General features: G+C 57.3%; 6 protein-coding genes and 1 pseudogene. 5 read left to right on the top strand and 2 right to left on the bottom strand.

Annotated features, from left to right (window positions below; translation table 11 throughout):
- The first annotated feature begins 14 nt into the window (after nt 1-14).
- From QA609_RS24140 to QA609_RS24130, 3 genes are all read left to right on the top strand, one after another.
- Nucleotides 15-587, top strand: a complete 573-nt coding sequence (locus QA609_RS24140; protein ID WP_343233829.1) for a winged helix-turn-helix domain-containing protein — start codon at nt 15-17, stop codon at nt 585-587.
- A gap of 67 nt (nt 588-654) precedes the next feature.
- Nucleotides 655-1,344, top strand: coding sequence for a nucleotidyltransferase domain-containing protein (locus QA609_RS24135; protein WP_278305172.1), 690 nt, complete (start codon nt 655-657; stop codon nt 1,342-1,344).
- A complete protein-coding gene (locus QA609_RS24130; protein ID WP_278305171.1) occupies nt 1,337-1,834 on the top strand; it encodes a hypothetical protein in 498 nt (165 codons plus the stop codon). The genes QA609_RS24135 and QA609_RS24130 overlap by 8 nt, the downstream gene beginning before the upstream one ends.
- 275 nt (nt 1,835-2,109) lie before the next feature.
- Here QA609_RS24130 and QA609_RS24125 read toward each other — a convergent pair whose 3' ends face one another.
- Nucleotides 2,110-5,571 (bottom strand): PAS domain-containing protein, encoded by a 3,462-nt coding sequence (locus QA609_RS24125; protein ID WP_278305170.1) that lies wholly within the window; start codon nt 5,569-5,571, stop codon nt 2,110-2,112.
- 331 nt (nt 5,572-5,902) lie between these two features.
- Here QA609_RS24125 and QA609_RS24120 point away from each other — a divergent pair, with 331 nt between their 5' ends.
- The gene (locus tag QA609_RS24120) at nt 5,903-6,151 is read left to right on the top strand and encodes a HalOD1 output domain-containing protein (protein WP_278305169.1); all 249 of its coding nucleotides are present in this window, start codon (nt 5,903-5,905) and stop codon (nt 6,149-6,151) included.
- A gap of 393 nt (nt 6,152-6,544) precedes the next feature.
- Here QA609_RS24120 and QA609_RS24115 read toward each other — a convergent pair whose 3' ends face one another.
- Entirely contained in the window at nt 6,545-8,263 is a 1,719-nt protein-coding gene (locus tag QA609_RS24115; protein WP_278305168.1) for a M14 family zinc carboxypeptidase, read from the bottom strand.
- Between the two features lie 1,174 nt (nt 8,264-9,437).
- Here QA609_RS24115 and QA609_RS24110 point away from each other — a divergent pair.
- Nucleotides 9,438-9,530: pseudogene (locus QA609_RS24110) on the top strand (IS6 family transposase); the annotation flags it as partial.
- Between the last annotated feature and the right edge of the window lie 49 nt (nt 9,531-9,579).

Here is a 9,579-nt window from a genome sequence, read left to right as displayed (position 1 = left end):
TCTCTACGTAACAGCTGTCGCAGAGAGCAGAGCCCACAAGGCTATCAATACCGCCGAACGCGAGTAGCGTCCTCGAGGCCGACCAGATCACTCCAGAACTCCCATCGACCGTCGGCAAAGTCATCTACGCACTACTCCGAGCCAACGACCGACTGTCCCAACGCGAGCTCGCAGATCGAGCCGGCGTCTCGACGCAGTCCCTCCGGAACAACCGGGACGTCCTCAAGGCAATCGGCCTCGTCTCGATCGACGGCAATGGGTGGCGTCTCCAACTGTCGTTCCGCACAACTGAGGAGCGCCGTGCCGGAATTGCTCCCGACGTTGTCAGCACTACGTTCATTGATGCGGTCAGCGAACTGCTCGAGACAAGGCTTCCACCGCAACAGTACGGTGATCCCGAGGACCCGCTCGGCAGAACCCTCTTTTGGCCGCCTAATCCGTGGTCGCTAACGGACCATCCCGACATCGCACCATGGATCAAACTGGCTGCCAGGCTGACCGGTACCGAGCAACCAGGCCAAGAGACGCCGATCGCTGTAGGACCACCAGCCTGCCAACAGTCGCTCACCACAGGGACAAGAAAGTGAAGTAAGGTCGTATCTCAACGACAAACGCAGCGCCATTTATTTATATGTCGTTGCACGATATCAGACAGTGTCTGAAACAACGCAACAAGGCATACGGGTCTGCATCGATATAGATGCAGGCGATCAAAAACCTCTCTTCCGTATCAGTGCTGCTGACGACATTCTCCATCTCTTAGCCGATGCTCACGAGACAGAGTTCACAATAGCGGAACTGGTTGATGTGACAGACGTAACCCGCTCAACGGTCTGGAGAGCCGTTGACCTACTCCACGAGATAGGGGTTGTTGAGATCCGTGAGACACCACAGCGAAACTACATTACAATCAACCGCGACCGTCTTGAAAAAGATGATCCTGTACTCGCAATTGAACAATCCGAATTTCAGGACCCAGTACGCGCATTCGTCGAGCAAGTCCATGAGGCAGTCAGCGAATCCGAGGAGATTGAGGACCTTGTCGGGATTATTGTGTTCGGAAGTGTCGCTCGTGGAGAGGCGGACAGACAGAGCGATATCGATCTATTCGTAGTTATTGACGGTACTCGAACGACTGCTCGACGTCGTGTTGCAGATGTTGTTAGTGATCTCAGTGAACAACGGTTCGACGGTGATCGGTTTGACTTCGAACCATATGTCGAGTCAGTAGAAAGCGCACACCGTGCTGGGCCGAAGCTTCGAGAGATTTTCTACGAAGGTATCACAGTCTACGGAAGCGAACGGCTACAATCACTCCGAAAAGAGGTCTTTGCACATGAGTAGCACGCAGATTGAACAGCTGATCGCTGATGCACAAGCAGCGTTCGACCGGCACCCAACCAAGATTGAGTCCGGTCTGGATACCAAAGATGCAGCAGTACTCCAACTTCGGAAAGGATGTCGGCTACTCGCTGGCGCAGAGACACTTCGCGAAGAAGGATACTACACGCTCGTGATCGAAGCATCGTTCGTAACCATCGAGCGAACAGTTGAGTTTCGACTCTTAGAACGAGGGACTCTGGATCCAGACGATTTGCCTGGAACGCATCCTGGTGTATATCGAGAAGCGGCCACAGTCGGAATTTTCTCAGAAGCGACCGCAGAAGATCTCGCAGATCTATGGCGCGATCACCGAGCAAAAACATATTATCAAGACGGGCTTGCTACAGCACATCGCGCTGAGCAAATGTATGCACTCGCGTCTGAGATCCATAGGTTCGTTACTGGTCGCTCATCACAAAGTCACGAATGTCTTTGCAGTCCGAACAGATAGTTGCCTTTTGAGGAATCCTGAAATCAGGATAAGGAAATCCGCTCAGCGTGAGGGAGTGGCGAGAAACACACCGGCAACTGGAGACCGCTGGAGCAAGCGCTCGAGGTACTGGACCCGGACGGTCGGAAGGTCGAACTCCTCACTCGAGGATGAACCCGTCCAGACGCTCTCGAGGCACGCACTGCAGGCGTGGCGTGTGTTTTTTCTGTACTGAGCGATCACCACTTTCGCAAATCGAGCCGGATGCCGTGTATCGTTCGCACTGTGTATTCAGGTCAAGCGCGGTCCGCCGTTGCTCCTGCTGGCCATGCACCTCCCTGGCTGAACAGTTGCGCCAGTAACCGTTGCTGACCAAGCCGGAGATGGCGATTAACTGTCGGCTGAGAGACCTCAAGCATCGCGGCGACCTCTTCGCCCGTTGTTTTCCGCGGCCACTCAAAGAAGCCGGCAAAGAAAGCGGTCCTGAGCACCTCGAGCTGCCGATCCGTCAGTGCACCGAACAACGATGAGATCAACTCTTGTGTGGGCTGTGGTGCCCGCTCAATATTGCGACGGCCTGTAAGTTCGACGCTCGGATACTGCTCACCGAGCATCGCGACGAACTCGCGGACGTCGGTACCCGGCCGAACGTCGACAATGGCCTCGAGTGTCGACTCCGTAGAGCGGATCGAGCAGGGGTTGGCACCATGGCGCAAGAGCCGCGACGCGATCACATCTCCAGTGACTGTCACCTCGAATAAACAGCCGTCGTCGCCATCGCTCACCAGACGGGAATCCTTGACTGTGACGAGGTCGTCGAGGGCTGCCTGCACGTCAGCCGCCTCCGCGCCGGTCGTCGTTACGAACAGGCGGGTTTCGTTGACCGACTGCGTCGCAATACCTTCGTAGACGATTGTACAGTTCGCTTCCCTGGCGATCCGCGTGAGGAGTGCATCCGGCTCGTCAAACCGAAGCGTGAGCTCGAGCAGGCTGTCGGCGTGTAGGGCCTCACGCGTCTGCACGGCGTTGATCGAGTTCGCGATGTTCATGCCGAGTTCCTCGAACACTGTTCTCTCGAGCCGACCGAAAGTGCCCGGCCTGGCGGCATACACTGTTAGAATGCCGTAGCAGTACTCATCAAACGTGATTGGAACGGCGAGACAGGAAGCGAAATCGGCGGCCAGGGCAGTCTTTCGCCATGGTTCGGTCTGGAAGTCATCAACAATGTTGGAGACGATGATTGGCTCCTCGTATAGGGCGGTCGTCACGGACGGCTCCGGAGGCTCAGCGGTTACTGAGAGTGAGACTGTATCCAGGTATTCCTGATTAGTACCGACCCACTGTCGGGGGACGAGTTCGGTCTCGCCAGTGTCGAGTCCGCCAATCCATGCAAAGGTGATCTCATCACTTGCAACCAGCCGCTCACAGACGGTTCGCTCGATTTCATCTCGGCTGGTTGCATCGACGAGTGACGTATCAACTGACCTGATTATTTCGTTGATATGGATTTGGCGCTGGAGCCTGCTGTTTCGCGTCTCGAGTTCTGCGTCGCGCTCACGCAGGTTCGTCTCGGTCTCGAGTCGGTCGAACGCCGCCTCAGTCGTCGCGACAAGTGTCCCAATCAGCTGCCGTGTCTCGTCATCGATCGACGACGGCGGAGCAATGAATACGAAGACTCCGTAATCGCCGAGCGGGACCAGCAGACCGCCCTCAACGTCGGGACCAAACAGCGGCGAGTGATCAACAAGCTCGGCATCATCGAAAGCTGTCTGTGTTCCGCTGACGAAGGTGCTCCAGAGCAGCGAGTCGCCGTCGCCAGGGCCGATCGAGGGGGCGCCATGAGAGAGCTCGAGGAAGCTGGGGCTGGTCGCGGCCGGGTCAAGTTTCGTCGTCTCTGGATTGAGGAGGTAGATACCCACACTGGAGACGTCAAGCACGTCCGCGGCAGTCTCAACAACCAGTTCAGCAGCCGCGGATTCCGTCTCGGCATGGAGGAGCCCGCGAGTCGCCTCGTGTAAGTATTGGAGTGCGAACTCGCGCTCTTTTTGATCAGTGATATTTTGGAGTGCACCCCTGAGCGTGATGACGCGGTCGTCCTCCCAAACGGGTTCTCCAATGGCTCTGACCCACCGCTTCTCATCCTGAACGGTGCGCAGTCGCAACTCGAGGTCGAAGCTCTCGCCGTTTTCGATCGCCCGTTTGACGGCCGTACGGATGCGCGGCCGGTCGTCGGGATGGGAGAACTCGATCACCTGCTCCAAGTCGAGTGAGGCGCCGATTTCCAACCCAAGAATACTGTAGAGTTCGTCCGTCATTGTTATATCAGAGGGCGGATCCAGTCCCACGTCGAGTTCCCAGCCACCCACCGATGCGATACGCTGCGTGTGCTGGAGCAGCTGTCTAATGAGCTCGAGTTCGTGTTCGCGCTCCTTTCGCTCCGAGATGTCCTGCAACGATCCCTGGAGCCGGACGGCTTCGCCGTTTTCGGAGATCACCTCTCCGATGCTCCGAACCCACTGTTTCTCGCCCGTGGCGGTCACAAGGCGAGCCTCTATATCGTACCCTTCTCCGGTTTCGATCGCCTGTTCAATTGCTGTCCGGACACGCTGTCGGTCGTCGGGATGGAAAAATTCCAGTTCGTCTTCGTGCGTGAACGTAGCGTCCGTCGGCAACCCTAGAATCTCGGTGAACTTGTCCGTCCATGTCCCTTCGTACGGCGGTCCAGACTCAAGATCGAGCGCCCAACCTCTGACTTCGGCGATGCGCTGGGTCTGCTCAAGCGTATCACGGATTTGCTCAAGTTCACGTTCCCGTGCTTTTCGCTCGGTGATGTCCAGGGACGAACAGCTCAGTCCTGCGATCGATCCGGACTCGTCGTATAATGGTTCGACCGTCAGGTCGTACGTGACCTCACCACCATCTATTTTGTACGTTACCTCCTCACGGCGACCCTCGCCGGTCTCCAAGACGGCCCGTTTCGGCGCAAGGAGCTTCTCGGCTTCGGCCGGAGGAAGCAACTCGTCATCACGCTTACCGAGCACGTCTTCGGGCCGAAACTCTAGATGTGGATTAGCGATCCAGGTATACCGAAGGTCGGTATCCAGTCTGAAGGCTATCAGTGGGGAGTTCTCTAGGGCGACGCGGAAGTGTCGCTTCTCGGTTCGGAGCTCAGCTTCGAGGCGCTTGCGGTCGCTCACATCGCGACCAATTCCTGCCAGCACTAGGTTGCCGTTGGGATCGTCGACAGCGGATGCGATGAACTCGTAAGGGAGAGGCTCACCGTTGCTAGTCAGTACCTCGACTTCGACTCGGGTCTGGCCTATTTCAAGCGCCTCCGTCATCGCCGTTCGGATCGCGTTCTGGCCTACTTCGTCGTAGAAATCCAGGACGTTCATCAAGGCAAGTTCGTCGTCAGTGTAGCCCATTGCATCGACTAGACTTTCGTTCCAGTGCTCAAGCCCGCCATCTGCGTCGATTATAAAAAAGACGTCGTCGATGGCATCGACCATCTCGTCTGCATACGTCCAGTGTTGCTCGAGACGGCGCTCGCGCATATGCAGGGTCTCGACCATCCTGTCCACCGCCTCGTAGAGTTCGCCGATCTCGTCGTCGCGGTCGGTCGAGAACGATACGTCGTTTACGCCGGCCTCGACCGCTTCGACCTTCTCTCGGAGCTGAGCGATCGGGTCTCTGGGACCCTCCTCGACGGCAAGGCCCAGAAGCGCGAGAAACGGCAATATGGCAATCAGAAGCTCCATCCCAAGGTCGTGCAAGGAGGGAGCGGTCAGCCCTGTGCTGGCGACTGCGACAGTGAAAACAACGGGTGCGACGAAAACTGAGTGGCGAAAAGTGGCGTTGGTTTCACCCAGTGCTCGATTCGTAGTGGCCCACATTTATACAATACAAGACCTGCACCAGCATGACTTGAGCGGGCGATCGATCAGTTAGCGAGAAGAACGCGAGCGACCGAGCACACACCAGTGTCTCCGCCGCAAGCCGATACAGACGCTATACATATACCCTCCGTTTTCAGGCGATGTTACACAGATATGAGCTACGCAGATACGTCCATCAATATTAATACTGATAATGGAACACCAGACGATCGATCAAGAGCGCGAGCGGCTCAGTTACAGAGTCGTCGAAGCCATCGCTGACGCTATGGACACGGATGTGATCGACCTCGAGCCACCGCTGTATAGCGTAATCGATCCGGAAGCGCTCGAGCTGCTATTTGCTGGATCGCGATCAGTCGCCATCCGGTTCGAATACAACGAGCAGATAATTTCGGTGAACGCGGACAGAACGATCACGATTGACGATATGGTGTGCGATTGATGAGAAGAAAAGATGACAAACCAGTGAATATTCCGATAGACGAACCGGATGATAGAACGATCCGCGAAACGTACGAAGAATACGATGTCGGATCGAGCACAGTCGGAATGATCACCGATCCTGAGAACGTCCACGCCTGGATTCTGTCGAACGCGACCCAGCCAATCCAGCGCTGATTGACAAGACGCGTCGGATCACCAAACTCCTCTCTAATGGCTATTCAAAACCTGTCCTACTTATGGCCCACTCAGTCTATCCAGAATATTGTGGCTCGAGCATGAGTACGATGGAATCAGCCAATACTTTTGCAGAAATTGCTAAACTGTCAAGGTCACAAGTTCGGACTCGGCACCTAATTGGTATTTCAGTATCGAGGACCGCCGGCAACCGAACCTACACGAGCTTTGCTTGACCGACGAACTCCGAAGGCACACTCTCGCCGGTCTCATAGAATCGGCTCCGGCCGGCGAAGCCCATCCGGATACGACGCTCACCGTTGTCGACCTCGTCTGGACCGTATGTCATGGCGATCTCAAACGTTCGTTCCCGGCCCGTGTCGTGGTTCGCGATGACGAGTTCATCGCCGACTGCGGCGCTGAGCACTTCAGCGAACGACTCCTCGACGCCGCAGCGGTCGTAATCCCCGGTGAAGTCCCAATCTGATTGTCCCAGTCGAATCTCCGCCAGAGACCAGCCCTCGAGATCGAGTCCGCGAACTTCTGCATCCCACTGGCTCGGAACGTCCTCGCCGTCGGCATAGAATCGGCGACGACCGTTTAGCCCCGTTCTGATCATCCGCGCACCGCCGTCGTCGTGCGTCCGGGCGACGTAGAACGGCCTGGTCTGGTCGTTCACGCGATTCCGAACGAGTAGATTGTCGCCAATGCTCACCGGAAGTCGTTCCAAGAACCGTTCGTCGACAGACACCGCGACGACGTCGTTGAGCATCTCCCACTCCAGCTGGGCGCTACTGACCTGCGAGAGCACCCAGTCGTCCATCGACACGGTGCCCCGCGGGAGGTCCTGATGGTAGCGGTCGCCTCGCTCGGGAATGTCGTCAGCGAGGGCTGGATCAATCTCGAAGACCGAGCCGTCGGCGGTCGCCTCGAGCAGCGCCTCCACGATCGCGAGTTCGTTCCGGATCAGTTGGCCCTTCGACCGCTGGCCGACGTGGCCTCGGCTCTCGAGCAGAATCGACGCGACCCCCTCGACGCCTTGGCTGTTGCGTGCCGTGCCGAGCGAGCCGCCGCCGGGGAACTTCGTGGGCGTCGCGTTCCCGAATCGGCTTGCCTCGTCGTACGCGAGCCGGCAGAGTTGCTTGCCCAGCGCTTGCGTTTCTTCGGATACCTCGTCGTGCAGCGGCCAGAGCACCGAGTTGGTGACGAGATCGTCGTCCGTTACGTACGAGAGCTGGTTGTGCATATCAACAAACCAGAGCGGCTCGATCTCGTCGACGATATCGACGATCGCTTGGGCTTCAGGGACGGGATTCGCCGGGTAGGTGTCGGGATAAGTCTGGTAGAGACCACTGTCCTCCCAGTCGAACCAGTGGTACCGGTTGGGGTCCCAACCCCCACCGGTCCGGGAGTACTCGGTATAGATGCCAGCGTCGGGATCTCGAAGCGGTGCGCGCTCATCGACGGTAAACCGGCTGAACACGTCTGGCTCCGACCCGTCGGGGTTTGCGCGCACGATCGCGTGAACGGTCAGCTCATCGAGGACGTCAGTGCCGCTACTGAATCGCTTGAGCAGTCGCACTAGCGTCTCGGTTCCTGTCGGTTCGTGGCCGTGTTGCTGACTGCAGAGCATCACGTCGGTGTCGCCGCTGCCCGCCGTCGCCATGTAGATTTCTCGACCCTGATTCGACGTGCCGATCGTCCGGAGCGATACCGTGCCCTGGCTACTTCGCTCGATCTGCGTGAGATGATCGACCAACTGCTCGTAATCGAGGAAGCCGTCTAGTCGTCGTTCCGTTTCCTCGGTTAGCCACGGCCCGCCTGGCGTCCCCTGCCGGTCGTTCATCGATGGATCGCTCGCTGCGCTGGCGGTCGTTGCGAGCGTGCCACTCAGGACGAGCCCGCCTATCGTCCGCAACGCGTTACGTCGTCTCATACCGTCCTCCTACGAGAGCAGTATGATTAGTATTTTGACAATAATCTGTGGTATACAGTAGCCAATATCATTAATATTAGAAAAATGACTCAGGGGCGAGACACTCGAGGAACTGACGACCAAGCTCTCCAGAGCTACCGGCAGCAAAATCCGACACTCGGCGCCGAGATCATGCACTCGAGTCACGGACTCACAGGCTCTCTCATCCATTTGCTCGGCGCCACTGGAATCGACGTCGTTGGTGAAGTGCGCGTTCCCGGTGGCCGCGAAAGCGCCGATCTCAAGGTACTCGCCGAGTCGATTGCTCGATCGGCGCTAATACAGTCGAAATACGGTGTATTCACTCCTTCTCGTCACCTCCTCGAGACTGGCGTCGGCATACCGTTGATTACTCCCGAGGTCGACGCTGCAGACCCACACGGCGAACTGATCGGATCATTTGTTCTTCGGGGCCCAGACACGTCCTCCGGATTCAGGACTCGCTCGAGACGCGGCTCTCATCACCAGGTGACGTCCTCGAAGACGCCCTGGAGATCGCCGTCCCAGTCACGGTCACCGACGCCAGTCGACCAGAGATCGCGACGACGACAACGCGAATACTCGAGAACAAGAACCTCCGACCGACTGTCCCAACGAGATTTCGCAGACCGGGCCGGCGTCTCGACGCAGTCTCTTCGGAACAACCGGGACGTCCTCGAGGCGCTCAGGCTCGTCTCGATCGACGGCAATGGGTGGCGCCTCCAACTGTCGTTCCGCACAACTGAGGAGTGCCGCGCTGGAATCGTTCCTGACGCCATCAACAGTGCGTTTGTCGATGCGGTCAGCGAACTACTCGAGACGATACTCCCACCAGCCGTTGGACTGGTTTTTGCAGGAACATATATCCACAAATTGTAGTCAGAGTCTTGAACAGTTCCATCCGAGGCGGGCACATACTTTGTGCATCTCTCCCGGTATCCCGAGTATGAACGCAACCCACCGTGTCCAGGGTAGTTTCTGTCAAGCCATCCGATTTCAAGCCCAAGGAGTTCACCCGGCAGATGGCTCAGCACAGAAGTCCGCTTGGAACGTCTGCCACTCCCAGGGGAGAGGTTGAGTTAACAGCGTCATCGGTTCGACCTGTCAAGATACGCTCCGAACACGAGCGGTACGATGAGTATCTTGTCGTGTTACCTTTTTCGTCGATGGTTACAGATATTTGACCGCACTCCCTCGATTAGGAGTAAGCGGCCAGCTCAAATACGTCGACGGAAGCCTGCCTCAACGCGTGTCCATGTATTTATTTGCCCAGAAGGGCACTGTCTAGTTGAGCCAGC

It is taken from the genome of Natronococcus sp. A-GB7, from assembly GCF_029688865.1.
Taxonomy (GTDB): domain Archaea; phylum Halobacteriota; class Halobacteria; order Halobacteriales; family Natrialbaceae; genus Natronococcus.
This window is presented reverse-complemented; position numbering and strand designations above follow the sequence as displayed.